The organism is Arthrobacter sp. Z1-15 (genome assembly GCF_054792395.1).
The window spans coordinates 994,559-1,011,740 of sequence record NZ_CP096454.1; the positions used below are offsets into that span (position 1 = coordinate 994,559).

The window sequence follows — 17,182 nt, forward strand, 5'->3', positions numbered from 1 at the left end:
CCGATTCCCGCTGCGCTCTCCCGGTAGGGTCGAAGGAGGATGGAGCCCGAAAGCCCACCGGAATCCGCAAAAAGGCCGTACTGACAGGCCAGGGAAGTGAAAGAGGAAGTAGTGGCAAGCCAGGACGATACCCCCCAGCAAAAACCGACGCCCGAAGGCTCCGCAGATACCGGCCGGGAACGGACCGAATCGGGCAGTGGAGACGGCCTTAGCGACGCCAGCGAAACCATCGTCAGCGGTGACCACGCTGCAGGAACCGGTGCTGAAGCCCCGGCGGCTGCAGGAACGGGTGCTGCAGGAACGGACGCGTCAACGGCGGAAGCGGCGGCCGGGAACACCAAGAGCGGCCCCGCCGACGACGGTCTGGACCACGATGACTGGGACGCTGCCTTTGCCGATGCCACAGGAACACCGGCGGACGCTGCAGTTGTCGGCGCCGAGACCCGCGGCAGTGCCGCGGGGGCCGACGGCGACGTCGTTCCGGGAGGACATCCCTCCCTTGCCCAGCGCAGCAGCCTGCCCATGCGCCGTGCCAGCACCATGCCCAACCTGAGCGGTTACGCGGATCTGTCGGAGGAGGAGCTGAAGCAGGCGGGAGACATCAACGCCACCCTGCCTCCGTCCGGCAGTCATGCAGCCGGCGGCTCCGGAACAGCAGGGACTTCCGCTGCTGCCGCAGCTGCTCCCGAGACTGCGGCTCCCGAGACTGCGGCTCCCGAGGTTACGGCTTCTGAGGCTGCGGCTTCGGACACCGCAGCCACCGGGACCGCAACTGCTGACGCAACTGCTGGCGCAACGCCGCTCGCCGCTGCCGGCGCCGGAGCTGTTGCCGGCTCCGCTGCCGCTGCGTCCGGTGCATCGGCGGCCGCACCTCAAACCGCCCGGATCAGCACGTCCGCCGGCGCATCGCCGTCGTCGGCTGCCGACACCGGGAAGGGAACCGGGGACGCGGACCCGGACGGCCCGCAGGCCGGCGAGGACACGCCGGTCCACCGGGATGCCGATGACGAGATCTCCGAGGAGGAAGCCCGCCGACGGGCTGAGGAACGGGAACGGGCCGGGGCGGCAAAACCTGTCCTGGCACGCATCCTGCAGGTGATGATTGCGGTGTTCTTCCCGGTGATGCTGCTCGCGGCAGCCATCCGCGCCGTCGCGACCCCCGTCTTCCTCTGGATCGAGTACCACCGGCCGGGGTTCCCGGCGGACAGCTACGGCTTCTCCACCGACGACCGGATGACCTACGGTTCCTACGCCGTGGATTACCTGTTGAACTTCGCCGGCGCACGCTACCTTGGCGACCTGGTCACCACCGGCGGAGAGCCGCTGTACCTGGAGAGCGAAGTCAGCCACATGGCTGATGTGAAGACCGTCCTGACCATCGCGTTTGTCTCGGCGCTGGCCATGGCCGTGCTGAGCCTGCTCGCCTGCGTGTACCTGGCCAAGCGCAGCCCCGGAGGAATCCGCCGTGCGCTGTTCTCCGGTGCGGTGCTGACCCTGGTGCTGGTGGGCGCCCTGATCGTGACCGCGGTCCTGGGCTGGGAGAGTTTCTTCACCCAGGTGCACACGATCTTCTTCGCCAACGGCAACTGGACGTTCCGGATGGATGACACCCTGATCCGGCTCTTCCCGGCCCAGTTCTGGATGGATGCCGGAATCGCCATTGCCGCTCTCGTGCTGCTGACCTGCCTTATCGTCCTGGTCTGCGCCTGGCCTACGAAGGCCCGGAGGGAGCGCGCCCGCAGCAAGCAGGAAGCGGCCCGCCGCCGCTACCTCGACTCGCTGGAAGCTGTCTAACCGGAGGCGGTCCGCCGCACCCGGCGCCGACAAAAAGAAACTGCACGTCTCCGTCCGGAGGCGTGCAGTTTCTTTTTATGGCCAAAAAGCCGTGAGGCTACTTCGTGTAAAGCTTCTCCACTTCGGCGGAGTAGTCGGCGATCACTGCGTTGCGGCGCAGCTTCAGCGTTGCCGTCAGGTGGCCGGACTCCAGGGAGAAGTCCTGCGGCAGCACCGTGAACTTACGGATCTGCTCAGCCTGGGAGACCGTGGCGTTCGCCGCGTCCACCGCTTCCTGCAGGGAAGCGCGGACCAGAGGATCGTCCGCGGCCGTCTTCGCGGTCACCGTTGAGCCGTTTTCGCGGGCCCATGCCGCCAGGGTCTCGTCGTCGAGCGTCAGCAGGGCGGTCACAAACGGCCGACCCTCGCCGACGACGATCGCCTGGGACACCAGGCGGTGCTCCCGGATCTTCTCTTCCAGCGGTCCGGGGGCGATGTTCTTGCCCCCGGCCGTCACCAGGATGTCCTTTTTCCGGCCCGTGATCGACAGGAAACCGTCCTCGTCCAGGGACCCCATGTCCCCGGAATGGAACCATTCACCGGTGAAGGCGGCAGCGTTGGCTTCGGGGTTGTTGTGATAGCCCTTGAAGACACCGGCGCCGCTGATCAGCACCTCGCCGTCGTCGGCAATCCGGATGGCGGTTCCGGGCAGGGCCAGGCCCACCGAACCGGCACGGGAGAGCGGAACGGTGTTCACGGTGGCCGGCGCCGTCGTCTCGGTCAGGCCGTACCCCTCCAGCACCATCACGCCGGCGCCGCGGAAGAAGTGCGAGAGCTGCGGGCTCAGCGCGGACGCGCCGCTGATGGCGTAGGTCAGCTTGCCGCCGAACACGTTGCGGACCTTCGGATACAGCATCTTGTCGAAGAGCTTGTGCCGCAGCTTCAGCGCCACGGACGGGCCCCTGCCTCCGCGGGAGGCGGCGTCAACGGCGGTGGAGTACGCCACTGCGGTTTCCGCGGCTGCTGCAAACAGCTTGCCCTTGCCGGCCGCCTCGGCGGACTGCTGCGCCCCGGCGTAGATCTTCTCGAAAATCCGGGGAACGGCGAGCAGGAACGTGGGCTGGAAGGACTTCAAGTCGCCCATCAGGTCCGCGGCGCTGCCGGAATGGCCAACGCGCACGCCCGCAGCCAGGCAGCCAACCTGCACGGCACGGGCCAGCACATGCGCCAGCGGCAGGAACATCAGCGTGCTGACGTCCTTTTCCTTGAGCATTTCCGGCAGGAACTCAACAATGTTGACCCCAAAGAGGGCAAAGTTGCCGTGCGTGATTTCGCAGCCCTTGGGACGGCCCGTGGTTCCGGAGGTGTAGACCATGGAGGCCACGGACTCCAGCCCGGCCGTGGTGCGTGCGGCTTCCAGCCGGTCATCGTCGACGGCGGAACCGGCGGCGGCCAGTTCCCTGAAGGCGCCCTCGGCGTCGTCGTTGTTCATCAGCCACAGCTGGACGTCAAGGTCGCCGGCGGCAGCGGCAGCCGAGGCAACCGCGGCTTTGCGGGCATCTTCGACAAACACATGGGCGGCGCCGGAGTCTTCAAGGATCCACTCCACCTGGGAGGGGGAGGACGTCTCGTAGATGGGCACGGTGACGGCGCCGGCGAACCATACGGCCAGGTCCACCAGGGTCCACTCGTAACGGGTCTTGGACATGACGGCCACGCTGTCGCCGGGGCGGACGCCGCGCGCAATCAGGCCCTTGGCCAGCTCGCTGACAGAGGCCAGGAAGTCATTGGCGGTCACGTCTTTCCATCCGCCGTCGCTCTTCAGTGAGAACAGGGGATGGTTGGGGGTCTTCGCATGCAGTCCCACCAGGATGTCGGTGATGTTCGACTCCGCGGGGAGATGGACCAGTAGATCAGTGGCGGATTCGCGCACCGTTGGCCTCTCTTTCTGTGCCTGCGCACATGGGTAATGAGACTAAATCCAGCTGGGCATCCACATACGCAGCCGCCAGTCAGAATACGGGATAGTTTCGGCCGTCCAGACCGGCAGGAAGAATGCGCTCACCAGAACGGCTGCCAGCAGGAACACGGCGACCGCCGCGGTACCGGCCCGACGGCGGGGGAGGGGATCCGTTTTCCGGCCCAGGACCAGCCCCAGCACCCAGGTCAGGGACAGGATCAGGAACGGCTCGAAGGACACCGCGTAGAAGAAGAACGTGGTGCGCTCCGGATACGCGAACCACGGAAGGTAGCCGGCGGCAACGCCGGCAAGCACCGCTCCGGCACGCCAGTCGCGGCGGCCGATCCAGCAGAACAGGAGAACCAGCAGGGAGAGCGCAGCCGCCCACCAGATCAGGGGGTTTCCCACCACGGAGACGGCCGTGCTGCACGAGTCGGCGGTGCACCCGTCAACGCCCAGCGTCGCCGATTCGTAGAAGAACGACGTCGGGCGGCCCATGAAGAGCCAGCTCCAGGCGCTGGATTCGTACGTGTGCTCAGAGCTGAGGCCGTTGTGGAAGCTGTAGGCGCTGCGGTGGTATTCGGCCAGGGACCGCAGCCAGTCGGGCAGCCAGCCCCAGGTTTGCGACGGGTTGTCCTGCGCCCAGTTGCGGCCGTAGGCGTCGGAGGACCGAAGCCAGCCGATCCATGAGGCGAGGTAGGCCAGCGCCGCGGCCGGAATGATCATGAAGAAGGCGGGCACTCCGTCCTTGAGCAGCCCGGCTGCGGGCCAGGATCGGATGCCGGCCACCCGGCGTGCTCCCACGTCCCAGAGCACCGTCATCAGGCCGAAAACCGCAACAAAGGCCAGGGCCGACCACTTGGTGCCGACGGCCAGGCCCAGGCAGATGCCCGCGGCCAGCCGCCAGGGCCGCCACAGCAGCCACGGACCGTACAGAAGGGCTCCCGCGGGCGGCGGTCCTCCGCGTGCCCCGGCGGAGAGCTTGCGCGCCAGCCGGCGCCGTCCGTCGTCGCGGTCCAGCAGCAGAGCACCGAAAGCGGCCACGATCCAGAAGGTCAGGAAAACATCCAGCAGCGACGTTCGCGAATGCACCAGATGGTGTCCGTCGACGGCCAGCAGCAGTCCGGCGATCCCGCCGAGCAGCGGCGAACGGAAGAGCCGGACGGCAATGAGGCCCACCAGCAGGACGGTCAGGGTGCCGGTAAGCGCGGCACCGAACCGCCAGCCAAAACTGTTGTCCGCGCCGAAGACCGCCATCCCAGCAGCGATCATCCACTTCCCCACGGGAGGGTGAACCACGTACTCGGGAGTGTCCAGCAGGATGTCCGGGATGCCGGCGTTGAACGAGGCGTTGGCGTCTTCGGGCCACTCACGCTCGTAGCCGGAGACCAGATACGAATAGGCATCCTTGACGTAGTAGGTCTCGTCGAAGACCAGGGAACGCGGTTCCTCCAGCCGGACAAAACGCAGCACCCCGCCGACGACGGCGGCCATCAGGGGCAGGAGCCAGCCCCAGAGGCCAAGAGAAAACGTGGTGCCCGGTGCCCATCCCAGCAGGCGGTTCCGCAGCGCGGTGAAGCGGTACGCCTCACGGGGGTCCTGGACAAGCGGCGCCGGGCCGGGGGCTGGGGTCTCGCTCACGGTCAGACTCACGCGCTCCACTCTATAGCTGCCGCCGGGCGTTCCGTTCCCCCAACTCGCGTAGGGTTAGATGGTGAATTCCAGCAAGAAGAGCACCGGGCCCGGCACCACCAAGAACACGCAGAACGACGGCGGCGCAAAGGCTGCCGCCGGTACGTCGGCCGGCGGCGCTTCAGGCACCCCGGCCGGTCCCGCAGCGGCGGGGCAGATCGTGCTGGCGGCCACTCCGATCGGCAACATGGGGGATGCGACCAACCGGCTGATCGGCCTGCTGGAGACTGCCGACGTCATTGCCGCCGAAGACACCCGCCGGCTCCACCGGCTCGTTTCCGCGCTGAAGATCACCACCACCGGACGGATCATCAGCTATCACGAGCACAACGAAGCGACCCGCACCGCGGATCTGCTCGACATGGTGCGGGGCGGCGCCACCCTGCTGATGGTGACCGACGCCGGCATGCCCGCCGTGTCCGATCCCGGCTTCCGGCTGGTCGAGGCTGCCGCGAAGGAAGGGCTGACCGTCACTGCGGCACCCGGGCCTTCCGCCGTGCTCACCGCCCTGGCACTGTCCGGGCTGCCCACCGACCGGTTCTGCTTTGAGGGGTTCCTGCCCCGGAAGGCCGGGGAACGCAGCGCCCGGCTGCAGGACCTGGCTTCGGAGCAGCGCACCATGGTGTTCTTCGAAGCACCGCACCGGCTGGAACCGATGCTGCGCGCACTGGACGCGGCGTTCGGCGGCGACCGCCGTGCCGCCGTCGCCCGCGAACTGACCAAGCTGCACGAACAGGTGCTGCGGGGTCCGCTGCGCGAACTGCTCGAATGGGCCGAAACGTCCGAGATCCGCGGGGAAATCGCCGTCGTGGTCGCCGGAGCCGGGGAATCGGCTCCCGAGCTGCCCGAGGACCACGTTGCTGCGGTGAATGGCCTGATCAGCCAGGGCGCGCGGCTCAAGGATGCCGTCGCCACCGTGGCCGAGGACGCCCGGATCAGCAAGCGCGAGCTGTACTCCGCGGTCCTGGCTGCCCGCAGCTGACCTGCCTGCCGGGCACCTACTCCCCGCGAACTGGCAGTAAGTGTCCTTCCCAGCGCTGAGAGACGCAGTTTCTGCCATCTCGCGAAGGGGGCAGGCGTTGGCCAAGTGCACAGTCAAGCCGTGGCGTCATGGTGCACTTCTGTCTTTACAGTCGGAACGGCACGCGCATACGGTGAGTCCAGATGACGGGCAATGCGCCCGGGCAACCACTGTCGAATTTGGAGGCATCCCCATGGGTATTACTGCTGACCGAGAAGCCGCACTGCTGGCCCAGGTTCCCACCGGACTGTTGATCAACGGCGAGTGGCGGGAAGCAGCCGGCGGAAAGACCTTCGACGTCGAAGATCCCGCCACCGGAAAAGTTCTGCTGAGCATTGCTGATGCCAGCGCCGAAGACGGTGCCCTGGCAATGGATGCCGCTGCCGCCGCGCAGGACTCCTGGGCTAAGACGGCGCCGCGGGAACGCGGGGAAATCCTGCGCCGGGCCTTTGAGCTGGTGACGGAGCGGGCCGAGGACTTTGCACTGCTGATGACCCTTGAGATGGGCAAGCCGCTGGCCGAAGCCCGCGGCGAGGTCACCTACGGCGCCGAATTCCTGCGCTGGTTCTCCGAGGAAGCCGTCCGCATCTCCGGCCGCTACGGCATGTCCCCGGACGGCAAGTCCCGCCTGATGGTGAACAAGAAGCCGGTGGGCCCGTGCCTCCTGATCACGCCGTGGAACTTCCCGCTGGCCATGGCCACGCGCAAGATTGCCCCCGCGGTTGCCGCCGGCTGCACCATGGTGCTCAAGCCCGCGAAGCTCACTCCGCTGACCTCCCAGCTTTTCGCCGCCGTGATGGTCGAGGCAGGTCTGCCCGCCGGTGTCCTGAACGTTGTTTCAACCACCTCGGCCGGCGATGTGACCGGGCCGATCATGCAGGATGAGCGCCTGCGCAAGGTTTCCTTCACCGGCTCCACCCCTGTGGGCCAGAGCCTGATCCGTGACGCCGCGGACCGGGTTCTGCGCACGTCGATGGAGCTCGGGGGCAACGCGCCGTTTGTCGTCTTCGAGGACGCCGACGTCGACAAGGCCGTGGCCGGTGCAATGGCCGCCAAGCTGCGGAACATGGGTGAGGCCTGCACCGCTGCGAACCGGTTCATCGTGCACGAATCGGTGGTGGATGAATTCGCCGAGAAGTTCGCAGCCAAGGTCGGTGCCATGACCACGGCCCGCGGTACCGAGGACGAGTCCAAGATCGGCCCGCTGATTGACGCAAAGAGCCGCGACAAGGTGCACTCGCTGGTTACTGACGCGGTCGACGGCGGTGCCTCGGCTGTGGTGGGCGGCTCTCCGGTGGACGGACCGGGCTACTTCTACCAGCCGACAGTGCTCAAGAACGTCGCTGCGGATGCCCGGATCCTCAAGGAGGAAATCTTCGGTCCCGTGGCACCGATCGTCACCTTCGCCACTGAGGACGAAGCCGTCGCCCTGGCCAACAACACCGAATACGGACTGGTGGCCTACGTCTTCACGGAGGACCTGAACCGCGGCCTCCGCATCGGCGAGAAGCTGGAAACCGGCATGCTCGGGCTGAACGCCGGTGTCGTGTCCAATGCGGCAGCACCGTTCGGCGGCGTCAAGCAGTCCGGCTTGGGCCGCGAAGGCGGAGCCGAGGGTATCGAAGAGTACCTTTACACGCAGTACGTCGGCATCGCCGACCCGTCAGACGGCTAACGGCCCTTCCGACGGCTAACGGCCCTTCCGACGGCTAACGGCCTTCCGACGGCTAGGCCGGCCGACGGCTGAGCCGCCAGGGTCGACTGCCGGCAAGCCCGGGGATCAGCGCATCCCCGGGCTTGCCGCTTAGCGGCGGAACCTGGATGCCAGGGACGCCGGGAAATAGCGTGCCCGGAGCCGGGCCGCCCATGGCGCCGACTCGGCCAGGCCGTCCTGCACCGCGGTGACATCGCCCCAAAGCCGGTCCGCCCGGTCAGCCGGTGCGCTGCCTGAACCAAGCCCTGAGGCGGAATGAGACCCGGAATCAGACCCGGAGACGCCGCGGACGGCGGTCCCCGGCGCCGCGTATACCTCCTCTTCGTAGGCTTCACGCAGCCGCTGAAGCGCGAGCGCAGGACCGTCCGCCAGCCGGGCGTCGTCCGCGAGGCGCAGGGCATAGGCCCGGGGAGACTCTGACTTTGCCGGCACGTGCCCGTAATCCACACCGGAGTCCGAGGCTTCGTCCCAGGCCAGCGCTGCCGGACCGGAAGACGGCCGTTCAGGACTGCCGGGACTGCCCGGGCGGTCAGGTGGGCCGGAACCGGCAACCCCTTGTTTCCGGAGGATGCGGCGGCGGCGGCGGAGCGCCCAGGGGCTCAACAGCGCGGCGGCTGCAGTGAGGACGGCCAGTCCGACAGCCGCGGTTTTCCCCGCCCCGGTTTCAGCCGGTTCCACCGGAGCCGCGGCCGAGGGGGGAGGCGGAGTCACCGCGGGTTGCGGAACCGTCTGCGGCAGCGGCCGGTCCAGGGTGAGGTCATCCTGCGGGCCCTGGGTTTCCAGGATGTCGGGACGGGGCTGCAGCGCGTACGAGGGGACCGATCCCCGGGACGGGGTCGGCTCGAACCGGACCCAGCCCATGCCTTCAAAGTAGAGTTCCGGCCACGCGTGCGCGTCCCGTGAGTCCACTTCATACTCTCTCAGTTCCTGTCCGCGCATATTCTGCACGGTGTTTCCGGTGGACCGTCCCGGCGCGAAGCCGAGCGCCATCCGGCTGGGGATGCCTGCCTCGCGTGCCATCACGGCCATCGCCGCGGCGTAGTGCACGCAGTATCCGGCTTTTTCCTCCAGGAAACGGTCCAGGACGTCCATGCCGTTTCCGTCGTAGCCGCCCTCCACCGGCGCCTCGAGCGAATAGGTGAAGTCCTGGCCCCGCAGGTATGCCTGGATGGCCATGGCCTGTTCGTACGGACTGTCCGCCCGTGCCGTGGCGGTGCTTGTCGCTTCCCGGATGCTTTCGGGCAGGTTCTCCGGCAGGTCCGTGAAAACCGGGTCGACGGCGCCTTCCGCCGCGGGGCCCAGCACCTGCAGGGAGTCGGCGGAGATCGTCTGGGAAGCGCTTTGGACCTCATAATCCAGCCGCGTCATTCCGTTGTTCTCCTCGGAGATGACGGTCATGGTTTTCGGGTCCCAGCTGAACCGCCCGGCAGCCCCGCTAACCTGCGTCGGAGCATAAGGCGCCAGGAGCCAGGGACTGGCATAGGTTTCCGACCGGACCCGGGTGGTGACCGTGGACGTGCCCTCGGCGGGTTCGTCCCCTTCCTCCGGAGCCATGTCCTGCAGACCGGCCCGGCGGGTGTCGGGCCGCAGGTCCGGACCCCAGCGCTGGCCGGAAAAATCTTCCAGCGTTGTGGAGCGCAGATAGACGGCCTGCCGGGAGTCCGTGGCGTAGCGGATCCGGCCGGACGCCGAGGGCTGGCGAAGATCGTTGCCCAGAGCGACTACCGGGTTCAGGCCGGACTGGCCGGTCCAGATGTTCAGCCGCGATCCCTGCGGAAACGTGCCCTGGTTGAATCCCGGGAGGACTGCGGGCAGGACCAGCGCGGCGACGAGCGCCGCGGAACCGATCGCGGCGGCTATGCCCATGTGCCGGGCCGGGGGCCGGCGGGCGGCAGACGGGCTGCGCGGACGTTCCTGCCAGGAGCCGGTGGCCAGGATCAGCAGGTATCCGGCACTGGCCAGGATGAAGGGGAACACTCCGATGCTGTCCGGCTTCAGGACCGCCGGAACGGTGAGCAGCGCCAGCAGCCCGAGGCCGCTCGCTGCGGGCATCCGCAGTGTGGTGGCCAGGGTGTCGACGAGCAGGGTGACGAGACCGGTGCCCAGGCACGCGATGAAAACAATTCCCGGGTCCGCAAGCACCGGAGGCACCTGGTTCATGATCGTGACCTGCGCCTCGCTGATCAGCTGCCCGCTGCGCTCCAGTGTGGCTCCGGTGGGCAGCAGGCCCAGCAGAGCCGTGGACGCGGCGAACAGCCAGGTCAGGGCCACGACAAGGGCGGCCAGGCCGACGGCGGGGATCAGGGCGGTGGGGACACGGAACCGGCGGGCAGCGGCCATTGCCGAGACCACGGCGCCGGCGGTGAGGACCAGCGGCGGAAACCAGGCCCAGCCGTCGAAAACGCCGTGCAGGCTGAAGCTGCAGAGCAGGACCGCAACAGCGCTGGTTCCTGCGGATGCCCAGTCCCACGGCGGCCGGAAGCGGGACGCCTGCGGGGGAGCGGCGGACCCCTCGGCGTCGGGACGGGTCAACGTGGCGGTCATGGGCGGTCCTCGCGGGTGATCGATGCAGGAACAGGCAGGACGGCGGGAGCTCCGAAAGCAGCCCAGATGCGGGCGACGTCGGATTCGGGTGTGGCCGCTTCGGCGTCCCACCCGCCGGCGCGCAGGACGGCCAGCGCCGGCGCGGCCTCCTGCAGCCGGTCCACGACCAGAATCGCGCAGGCCCGGCTCGCATAGTCGGCGGCCGGTGCCAGCCGGTGGGCTTCTTCCGCGGACAAGCGTCCCAGTACGGCGACCAGGGGGCCGCGGCGGCGCTGTGCCAGTGAGTCCAGGAGCGCATCCCCGAAGGCCCGCCCGTCGGCTGCCGACTGGTCACCGCCGGCTGCCCGGCCGCCGGGAACGCCCCTGCCGCCGCCGGTCCCGGCGTCGTCGCCGGGGCCGCGCGGACGGTCGGGCGGCCCGGATTCCAGTCCCAGCGCCGCCAGCCCGTCAGCAATGTCCTGGAGGCCGCCGGGTCCGTTGAACGTGCGCTGCCGGGGATCCGGCGCGGAGGGCGACCGGGCCAGGCCGGGGCGGGCAAAGACATCCAGCAAATGCAGCGAATATCCGTTCTCGACCAGGTGCGCGGCGGCCGAGACCGCAGCCGTCACGGCCCATTCAAAGGACTCCGAGGTGGACAGGCCGTTCCCGCCTGCCGGCTCCATCCACAGGCTCGACCCCACGCCGCCCGTGTGGGAGTCCTCCCGCGCGTCGATCAGCAGCGTGGCCCCCGGGGAGGTGACCGGCTCTTCCTGCCGGACCATAAGCTCACCGTGCCGTGCAGTGGCGGCCCAGTGGACCCGGCGCATGGGATCCCCGGATCGGTATTCCCGCGTGGACACGTCGTCCTCGCTGGGGTTGCCGCGGCGCGGGCTGGAGACCGATCCCTCAGTGCCGTGCGGACCGCCCAGCAGAGTGCGGGGCAGGAGCCGGGGCGCCGGAGACACCACCAGGGAATCGGCGGCACCGAGCGTGTGCCGGCGCCGGGAGAGTCCAAAAAGGTCCTGGAATTCCGCGGTCACGGGTCCGATCGGAAAGAGCCCGCGGCGGGCGGAGCGGAGCTGGTATTCGTAGGTGCTGGCGCCGTCCGGGCCGGGAAAGCGTGCCGGGAACCGGAAGACCGGGCTTTCGCCGAACCGCAGGGGCAGTCCTTCGCGCATGGTGGCGCTCTCCCGGACCGGCCGCGGCGTATGCAGGGACAGCAGCACCGTCACGGGAACCCCCGTTTCCACTGTCGAAGAGCTGAAGGTGCGCTCGACGTCGAACACCGGCTTGACCAGGCGCAGCGCCAAGGCGGACACCAGCGGCAGCGCGAGGAGGAACACTGCGAGGACAAGCACGTCCCGGCGGCCCATGACCTGGGCCATCACGAGCGCGGCCACGCCGGCCAGGACCAGTCCCCAGCCGCGGGGCGTGAGGAGCCTGGTTATCGCTGAATCCATGGAGCCTTCCCGCAGGTGGTGGGCTGTCACATAGGGTACTGCCGGTGCGCTGCTGCTACCTCCGCATCCGCTCGCCCGCCGGACTGCGGGGAACAGGAACGCGGGAGAGGAGGTGTGCCAGCAGGCCGCTCGGAGTTTCGCCGGAGCTGGCTGCCTTGCGGTCAAGGATGATGCGGTGCGCCAGGACCGGATCCGTCAGGTGCGAGATGTCATCCGGCAGGACAAAATCGCGTCCCGCCAGTGCGGCGTGTGCTTTGGCGGCGCGCAGCAGCTGGAGCAGGGCGCGGGGGCTGGCGCCGAGCCGCAGGTGGGAGTGCTCGCGGGTGGCCTGGCCGATGGCCACGATGTATTCCTTCACGGCAGTGGACACGAAAATGTCGCGGACCCTCGCCGTCATCGCAGCGACTTCGCGGACGTCGACGACGGCGGCCACTTTGTCCAGCGGCGACGTCGACTGGTGGGATTCCAGCATCTCGATTTCGGAGCGCGTGTCCGGGTAGCCCATGGAGATGCGGGCCATGAACCGGTCACGCTGGGCTTCGGGCAGCGGATAGGTGCCCTCCATCTCGATCGGATTCTGCGTGGCCACCACCATGAACGGTTCAGCCAGCCGGTAGGTGCCCCCGTCCACGGTCACCTGGCGCTCCTCCATGCACTCCAGCAGGGCGGACTGCGTCTTCGCGGAGGCGCGGTTGATTTCATCCCCGATCACGATGTTGGAGAAAATGGGGCCCTGCCGGAACTCGAACCGGTGGGAGTCCTGGTTGTAGATCGAGACCCCGCTGACGTCGGAGGGCAGCAGGTCCGGGGTGAACTGGATCCGGGTCACGGAACAGTCGATGGTCCGCGCGAGTGTCTTGGCCAGGAGCGTTTTTCCGACGCCGGGAACGTCCTCCAGCAGCACATGACCCTGCGCGAGCAGGACGGTGAGCACCAGGGAGGCGGCTTCCTCCTTGCCGTCAATCACCGTGTTAATGGAAGCAAGGATGCCTGAGGCTGCTTCGTGGAACGCTTCTGCCTCGGGCGGAGCGTCCGCCCGGCGGTTCCAGGCTGCCGGTTGCCCGGAGGCCGCCGCCCCCGGGGACGCCCCGGAATACGGTGCGGTGGCTGCAGCTGGATTTCGAGCGTCCATGGATACCTTCCAAGCCTCGGCGGATCGCACGGAACCCGGGACCGGGAGCCGCTAGCGACGCTGAAAGCCTCCGCCCGGTTCGACAGCGGCCTTATGTCAGTACAGGTTACAAGCTCCTTTAGGGTTAAAGACATGTGTAATGACAGTGGTTATGTTCCGGGCGAAATCCCCGCCGAGTATCTGGACTTCGCGTCCGCTTCGGGAAAACCTTATCCTCCCGCACCGGAACCGCTGCCCGTTCCGGTCATCGACAATCACACGCACCTGGATTTTGCGCCCGGCCAGGCCGGTACCGCCGGCGTTCGGGAAGCCCTGGACGCCGCAGAGGCGGCGGGCGTCCGCGGAGCAGTCCAGGTGGGCACGGACCTGGAATCCTCCCGTTTCACCGTCAGCGTCCTGGACGGGGAACCCCGGCTGCTCGGTGCGGTGGCCATCCATCCCAACGACGCGCCGGTGCTCGCGGCCGAAGGAACCCTTGAGGCGGCACTGGAGGAAATCGAAGCCCTCGCCCGGCATCCGCGCGTGCGCGGCATCGGCGAGACCGGCCTGGACTATTTCCGCACCGGTTCCGACGGCGTCGAACGCCAGCAGTATTCCTTCCGCCGGCACATCGACATCGCCAAGCGGCTGGGCCTTGCCCTGCAGATCCATGACCGGGACGCGCACGACGACGTCGTGCGGGTCCTGCTGGAGGAAGGTCCGCCGGAAAACGTTGTCTTCCACTGCTTCTCCGGCGATGCCGAGCTGGCCCGGACCTGCAACGAGCACGGCTGGAACATGTCCTTCGCCGGCACCCTCACCTTCAAGAATGCAGGGAACCTCCGCGAAGCACTCGCCGTGGCGGAACGGCAGCTGATGCTGGTGGAAACAGACTCTCCGTTCCTGACCCCGCATCCGTTCCGCGGCCGCCCGAACGCCAGCTACATGGTCCCGTTCACCGTTCGGTTCATGGCCGACCAGCTGGGAGCGGACCTTGCCGAACTGGGCTCGGAGCTGGTGGCCAATACTGAACGCGTGTACGGCTCCTGGGAAGACACCGCGGCCCCCTGAGCTTTCCTTGAGCTCCTTTAAGCTCCCGGTGACGCGGGGCACCTTGTAACTTCCGTCACAGCAGGCTCAAAAACCTCGGGTTGCCCTCAGATCACGGTTCGGTTACGGTAGGGACCTATTAGCCGGGGTCGGGGAAGGCACCGGAACTAATACTGAACCACACACCGTCCTGTGAACAGTTGCGCGCTCATTTCCTTTTGAGATGCGGCGATGCCCCTGTGCCTGGTTGCGGTTGAGGTTCCACGCCTGTGCAAAGCTCCGCCCCGTGCGATCCGGGGAGAACGGCTGCCGCGCGCCCTCATCCCCGTGCCCGGACGCTCTTGACGTTTGGAATTTCGTGGCACATGCACTCGTGAGGCGTGGGGTAAAACTAACTGGGCAGGCCGTTGTTATGGTCGCCCTCATCCTGGGGATGGTGGCCTTTGTCGGCACCAACAAGTCCGTTTCCCTGACTGTTGACGGACAGAGCAGCGACGTCAAGACCTTCGGCGGCACGGTTGCCGAGGTCCTCCAGAAGGCAGACGTGCAGGTCAGTGCAGCGGACCGGGTAAGCCCGGGCCTGGACACCGAGGTAGCCGACGGCGCCAGCATTGAGGTCTTCACGGCGAAAACCGTAGACGTCACGCTCGACGGTGAAGGCCACAAGGTCAGCACCACCGGTGAAACCGTGGCGGATCTCGTCTCCGAACTGCGCGTCGCTTCCAACTCGGCCGTTTCGGCTTCGCTGGACACCGCACTGACCGGGCTGGACGATCCGATCTCGATCTCCACCCCCAAGACCGTCACCATGGTCCTTGACGGCACGTCCTATGAGCGCCCGACGACCGCGGAAACCGTCGCCGAGCTGCTGGACGAGGCGGGCATCACCCTTGCCGCAACCGACCGCCTGACCGTTCCGGCCACCGCCGCCCTGGTGGACGGCATGGCCCTGAAGGTCACCCGCGTGCAGCCCGGGAACAAGGACACGGTTGCCGAGCCAGTGCCGTACGAAACCACCGAGGTACCTGATCCCAACCTGCTTGAAGGCGAGAAGAAGGTCACCGCCAAGGGAACTCCCGGCGAAATCGTCCGCGTTTTCGACACCGTCCTCGTGGACGGCGTAGAGGTCAGCCGAACCCTGGCCAGCGAAACCGTCGCCCTTGCGCCGGTTGCCGAGAAGATTGCCGTGGGCACCAAGAAAAAGCCTGCTGCTCCCGCACCCGCACCGGCGTCCCCCGGTAAGGCATCCCCGGGCGGCACAGCCCCCTCCGGAGGGACCTGGGCCGCGCTGGCTCAGTGCGAATCGGGCGGAGACTGGCACATCAACACCGGAAACGGCTATTCCGGCGGACTGCAGTTCAGCGCGTCGAGCTGGCTGGGAGCCGGCGGCGGCCAGTACGCGCCGATCGCTGCCGGGGCCACCCCCGAGCAGCAGATTGCCGTGGCCGAGAAGCTGCGCGCCAACGGCGGCTGGGGCCACTGGCCCTCCTGCGCCGCCAAGCTGGGTCTGCTCTAGCACCGCCCGATAGCCTGCCCTGCCGCTGTCCGGCAGCGGCGGACACGGACCGGGACCTGTCACCAGGTCCCGGTCCGTCCGGTTAAGCCCACTGCGTTTCCCGTCCGCGCCTGCGTTGCCAGCCGGCCCGCGTGGGCGGCGCGGTCCAGGGCGCCCGCGGTGACGAAGCTGTCGGCGCTCTTGTCCAGGAGGTCCACTGCCTCCCGGCTGCGGCCCAGCGCCGAGAGGCTGATGGCCAGATGCAGGGCGGTTTCGCCGGCATCCTGCGGCGACAGAGCTTCGCGGCGGTCATACACCTCGCCCAGGGCACGGACGGCGGAGACATGGTTTCCGCCCAGCTGCAGCCACCGTCCGCGGCTGTGGAGAAGGGAGATCGATTCCTCCTCGCCGCCGCCCACCACCTCCAGCGCCGTTTCCGCATGCCTCATGCACTCCAGCGTGGCGGCGTCGTGCAGCCCTTCGGCCAGGCGCATGGCAGCCGAAGCACGGTTGAACGCGGCCCATACCTCCAGGTCCGCGTCCGGCGTGAGGAGCGAACCGGCGCGGGTGTGGTGGCGGACGCCGGCGGCCACGTCGCCGCGCCGGAAAGCGACGTTGCCCACTGCCCAGTACCCCTTGCCGGCAACCTGCCGGTCCCCGGTGGCTTCAAGCAGGGGGATCAGGAGGGTTTGGCAGTGCCCCCACGCCTCGTCCTGCAGTCCGCTTTCGGAAAGGGCAGCGGTCAGGGCCTGGTACACCTCAATGAGCGCAGCGGTGTCCAACCGCGCTGACAGCCCCAGCTCCAGCGCCCGCCGGGCATGGCTTACCGCTTCGCGCAGACGCCCGGCGCCCTGGCATGCTGTCGCCAGCAGCGTTTCGGCCTGCGGACGCAGCGGCTGTCCTTCGGCTGCGAGCGGATGCCGGGCCAGCATTTCCGCCTCCGCCATGCACTCGGTGTACTGATGCAGTCTTCGCAGGCAGGCTGCGGCGAGGAACGTCAGTTCCCACCAGCCCGTCGGGTCACCCTCGGCCAGTGCGGCGTCGGCCGCCAGCCGGCAGTACCGCCGGGCGGTGCGGTAGTCCCGCTCATCCCAGGCCTGCGCCGCCGAGAACTCCAGAAAGGTCCGGCTGTCGGCTCCCGGCTGCGGCTGCGGGTATCCCTGCACAGCGGTGAGCCGCTCCGCCAGCAGGCGGACGGCCCCGCCCGTCGGCTCCCGGCGTCCCTTTTCCAGCGCCGAGATGTCCCGGGCGCCGAACACGTCCCCGCCAAGCTCGGCCTGGGTCAGACGACGGTCCGTACGCACCGTTTGCAGCCGCTTCCCAAAGGTTTTGCCCATTGCCATTCCCGCCGATCCTGGGCCCCGGGACACTTGAAGAGTGCCC

Annotated in this window: 11 protein-coding genes; 5 read left to right on the forward strand and 6 right to left on the reverse strand. The window is 68.1% G+C overall.

The window, feature by feature from the left end:
• The first annotated feature begins 111 nt into the window (after positions 1-111).
• A complete protein-coding gene (locus M1D40_RS04670; RefSeq protein WP_461170367.1) occupies positions 112-1,794 on the forward strand; it encodes a TIGR01906 family membrane protein in 1,683 nt (560 codons plus the stop codon).
• A 97-nt stretch (positions 1,795-1,891) separates the two neighbouring features.
• Here the strand turns inward: M1D40_RS04670 and M1D40_RS04675 are convergent, their stop codons facing one another.
• Together M1D40_RS04675 and M1D40_RS04680 are read right to left on the reverse strand one after the other, a co-directional pair.
• Positions 1,892-3,706, reverse strand: a complete 1,815-nt coding sequence (locus M1D40_RS04675; protein ID WP_461170368.1) for an AMP-dependent synthetase/ligase — start codon at positions 3,704-3,706, stop codon at positions 1,892-1,894.
• Between the two features lie 42 nt (positions 3,707-3,748).
• Positions 3,749-5,374, reverse strand: a complete 1,626-nt coding sequence (locus M1D40_RS04680; RefSeq protein ID WP_461170369.1) for a dolichyl-phosphate-mannose--protein mannosyltransferase — start codon at positions 5,372-5,374, stop codon at positions 3,749-3,751.
• Between the two features lie 238 nt (positions 5,375-5,612).
• Here M1D40_RS04680 and rsmI point away from each other — a divergent pair, with 238 nt between their 5' ends.
• Both rsmI and M1D40_RS04690 read left to right on the forward strand, forming a co-directional pair.
• Entirely contained in the window at positions 5,613-6,407 is a 795-nt protein-coding gene (gene rsmI, locus M1D40_RS04685; protein ID WP_461171003.1) for a 16S rRNA (cytidine(1402)-2'-O)-methyltransferase, read from the forward strand.
• A gap of 232 nt (positions 6,408-6,639) precedes the next feature.
• Positions 6,640-8,121 carry an NAD-dependent succinate-semialdehyde dehydrogenase gene (locus tag M1D40_RS04690; RefSeq protein WP_341393967.1) on the forward strand — a complete coding sequence of 494 codons (1,482 nt, stop codon included), beginning with the start codon at positions 6,640-6,642 and terminating at the stop codon, positions 8,119-8,121.
• 129 nt (positions 8,122-8,250) lie between these two features.
• Here the strand turns inward: M1D40_RS04690 and M1D40_RS04695 are convergent, their stop codons facing one another.
• The 3 genes from M1D40_RS04695 to M1D40_RS04705 are packed head-to-tail and all read right to left on the reverse strand — an operon-like array spanning position 8,251 to position 13,275.
• Positions 8,251-10,704, reverse strand: coding sequence for a transglutaminase family protein (locus M1D40_RS04695; protein WP_461170370.1), 2,454 nt, complete (start codon positions 10,702-10,704; stop codon positions 8,251-8,253).
• Entirely contained in the window at positions 10,701-12,143 is a 1,443-nt protein-coding gene (locus M1D40_RS04700; protein ID WP_461170371.1) for a DUF58 domain-containing protein, read from the reverse strand. Before M1D40_RS04700 ends, M1D40_RS04695 begins: the two co-directional genes overlap by 4 nt.
• A 55-nt stretch (positions 12,144-12,198) precedes the next feature.
• Positions 12,199-13,275, reverse strand: coding sequence for an AAA family ATPase (locus M1D40_RS04705; RefSeq protein ID WP_461170372.1), 1,077 nt, complete (start codon positions 13,273-13,275; stop codon positions 12,199-12,201).
• A 132-nt stretch (positions 13,276-13,407) separates the two neighbouring features.
• On the opposite strand from M1D40_RS04705, the gene M1D40_RS04710 reads away from it, so the two are divergent.
• Both M1D40_RS04710 and M1D40_RS04715 read left to right on the forward strand, forming a co-directional pair.
• Positions 13,408-14,325, forward strand: a complete 918-nt coding sequence (locus M1D40_RS04710) for a TatD family hydrolase (RefSeq protein WP_461170373.1) — start codon at positions 13,408-13,410, stop codon at positions 14,323-14,325.
• Between the two features lie 391 nt (positions 14,326-14,716).
• Positions 14,717-15,820, forward strand: a complete 1,104-nt coding sequence (locus M1D40_RS04715; protein ID WP_341393962.1) for a transglycosylase family protein — start codon at positions 14,717-14,719, stop codon at positions 15,818-15,820.
• Positions 15,821-15,879: 59 nt separating this feature from the next.
• On the opposite strand, the gene M1D40_RS04720 is transcribed toward M1D40_RS04715, so the two are convergent.
• Positions 15,880-17,142, reverse strand: a complete 1,263-nt coding sequence (locus M1D40_RS04720) for a helix-turn-helix domain-containing protein (protein WP_461170374.1) — start codon at positions 17,140-17,142, stop codon at positions 15,880-15,882.
• Positions 17,143-17,182: the final 40 nt, after the last annotated feature.

Bases quoted from the DNA above. Each gene is read 5' to 3' on its own strand.
- M1D40_RS04700 (WP_461170371.1), bottom strand. From the start codon at position 12,143: ATGGATTCAGCGATAACCAGGCTCCTCACGCCCCGCGGCTGGGGACTG.
- M1D40_RS04710 (WP_461170373.1), top strand. From the start codon at position 13,408: ATGTGTAATGACAGTGGTTATGTTCCGGGCGAAATCCCCGCCGAGTAT.
- M1D40_RS04705 (WP_461170372.1), bottom strand. From the start codon at position 13,275: ATGGACGCTCGAAATCCAGCTGCAGCCACCGCACCGTATTCCGGGGCG.
- M1D40_RS04720 (WP_461170374.1), bottom strand. From the start codon at position 17,142: ATGGCAATGGGCAAAACCTTTGGGAAGCGGCTGCAAACGGTGCGTACG.
- rsmI (WP_461171003.1), top strand. From the start codon at position 5,613: ATGGGGGATGCGACCAACCGGCTGATCGGCCTGCTGGAGACTGCCGAC.
- M1D40_RS04695 (WP_461170370.1), bottom strand. From the start codon at position 10,704: ATGACCGCCACGTTGACCCGTCCCGACGCCGAGGGGTCCGCCGCTCCC.
- M1D40_RS04715 (WP_341393962.1), top strand. From the start codon at position 14,717: ATGGTCGCCCTCATCCTGGGGATGGTGGCCTTTGTCGGCACCAACAAG.
- M1D40_RS04690 (WP_341393967.1), top strand. From the start codon at position 6,640: ATGGGTATTACTGCTGACCGAGAAGCCGCACTGCTGGCCCAGGTTCCC.